Raw genomic sequence first — 1,124 nt, forward strand, 5'->3', positions numbered from 1 at the left:
AAAAGATTGGGTGAAAATAAACTCAAAGGGAAGGGTGAGCAAACCATCCGCCATGCCTACCCTGGTTTTTGCTGGATATTCTTTCCAACCAAACATGCCCGCAAACCGCTGTGCCGCCTCGGTGCGTATTTCTATGATCTCTTTCCCAAAAATGAGACGGTCTGAGTAAACAGTCGAAGCTATCGTCCCCCATGTGAGAGGGATCCGTTCACGACGACCTCCCACCAATTGGTGGATAAACTCACTTTGCTGCGAATAAATATTACCTTCATGTTCATAAAGGCTCAGTCTTCTTGCACCATAACGCTCTAAATTTTGAATAAGATCTGTGGTAATATCTTCAAGCTTGCGAATGGACTCTGCATCAACTTCTGTCTTTTCTTGCTTGGCTTTGCCTAAACGTTTGAAAAATTCCACTAATTTATCCGTTTGATCAACGTGTGGATTCCACAAAATCGAAAGATAAAGATCATTGCGATAAAGCTCCTGTGAAACCATCCGCTCGCGATATTTATCATCTAATTGCTTGGCAAATGCCGATCTGAAAGTCCCATCCGGATAAATCGTTTCACGCTTTCTGATAATATGGCTATAAAGCGCTATCCGTTCATCCGCTATGTTTTTAAAAAGATTATTGAGTTGTTCGTGAAGCACATTCAGATCAATAATATCCGCTGTCTCAAAGTTAATCCCTTCAAGTTTAATAACGCTCATGAGAGCGCGTGAATCCAGCGCAATGATGTGTTTGTTGACATGGCGCACGTAAGGAATGATCGCCTCTGGCTGCTTTTCACGTTTGCGCTCTGTTCTATTCATTATAATTCCTCATAATTACGAATTAATCGTAATGGAGAAATACTTCCCCCGCCCCATAGACTAGAGTTTCTGGCAAAAATAGATGTCTTTTGCCATGTCAGAAGAATACGAAATTTGTTATGGTCATGCTTTAGGATTTCCTTGAATATGAAATGCATGGCAATACCAATGGTTACAAGAAAAATATTGCCTATCACAATAAACAATATCATCGTTCCTATCGCATTTAATCCCATAGCTTCCACCGTCACGCCTGCGATCATTGCAGGGCGCGTGCAAGCAAGAAATAACGTATCTTCTGTTAGCTT

General features: G+C 41.4%; 1 protein-coding gene and 1 pseudogene. Both read right to left on the reverse strand.

The genetic code is table 11. From position 1 onward, the window contains the following. A pseudogene (locus ACFIMI_RS09625) lies at window positions 1-816 on the reverse strand (transporter); the annotation flags it as partial. Beyond that, window positions 816-1,124: type IV secretion system protein VirB3 (locus ACFIMI_RS09630; protein WP_375692533.1), on the reverse strand; the 309-nt coding region annotated here is incomplete at its 5' end. The pseudogene ACFIMI_RS09625 and the gene ACFIMI_RS09630, both read right to left, overlap by 1 nt.

The organism is Bartonella sp. AP4SXKL (assembly GCF_042195845.1).
In the GTDB taxonomy this organism is placed as follows: Bacteria; Pseudomonadota; Alphaproteobacteria; order Rhizobiales; family Rhizobiaceae; genus Bartonella.